General features: G+C 60.9%; 1 protein-coding gene. It reads left to right on the top strand.

What is annotated here, in order from left to right:
• Window positions 1-1146: elongation factor Tu (gene tuf / locus WNE31_RS18390; RefSeq protein WP_349981395.1), on the top strand; the 1146-nt coding region annotated here is incomplete at its 5' end.
• Window positions 1147-1150: the final 4 nt, after the last annotated feature.

Genomic DNA, 1150 nt, shown 5'->3' on the forward strand with positions numbered 1-1150 from the left:
CCGCACTGCAACATCGGCACCATCGGTCACGTTGACCACGGTAAAACCACGCTGACCGCAGCGATCACCAAGCAATTTGGTGACTTCAAAGCCTATGACGAGATCGACGGCGCGCCGGAAGAGAAAGCCCGCGGCATCACCATCTCGACCGCGCACGTGGAATACGAAACCGACGCGCGGCACTACGCCCACGTCGACTGCCCCGGCCACGCTGACTATGTGAAAAACATGATCACCGGTGCGGCGCAGATGGACGGCGCGATCCTGGTTGTGAACGCAGCTGACGGCCCGATGCCCCAGACCCGCGAGCACATCCTGCTGGGCCGCCAGGTGGGTATTCCCGCCATGGTCGTGTTCATGAACAAGGTTGACCAGGTTGACGACGAAGAGCTTCTCGAGCTCGTCGAAATGGAAATCCGCGAACTGCTGTCTGAATACGACTTCCCGGGCGACGACATCCCCGTCATCGCCGGTTCGGCTCTGGCCGCACTGGAAGACCGTGACCCGGAAATCGGCGCCAACAAGATCGCCGAGCTGATGGCCGCTGTTGACGAATACATCCCGCAGCCGCCGCGCGCTGTGGACGAGCCCTTCCTGATGCCGATCGAAGACGTGTTCTCGATCTCGGGTCGTGGTACGGTTGTGACCGGTCGTGTGGAGCGTGGTGTGATCAACGTTGGTGACGAGATCGAAATCGTCGGCATCAAGGACACCCAGAAGACCACCTGTACCGGTGTTGAAATGTTCCGCAAGCTGCTGGACCGCGGTGAAGCGGGCGACAACATCGGCGCGCTGCTGCGTGGTGTGGATCGTGAAGCGGTTGAGCGTGGTCAGGTTCTGTGTAAGCCGGGTTCGGTAACCCCGCACACCAAGTTCGAAGCCGAAGCCTATATCCTGACCAAGGATGAAGGTGGCCGTCACACGCCGTTCTTCGCGAACTACCGTCCGCAGTTCTACTTCCGTACCACCGACGTGACCGGCACCGTTGAGCTGCCCGAGGGCACCGAGATGGTGATGCCGGGCGACAACCTGAAGTTCAACGTTGAACTGATCGCGCCGATCGCGATGGAGCAGGGCCTGCGCTTTGCGATCCGCGAAGGCGGCCGCACCGTTGGTTCGGGCGTTGTGTCGAAGATCGTCGAGTAATCGA

It is taken from the genome of Shimia fortis (assembly GCF_040225985.1).
Taxonomy (GTDB): Bacteria; Pseudomonadota; Alphaproteobacteria; order Rhodobacterales; family Rhodobacteraceae; genus Shimia.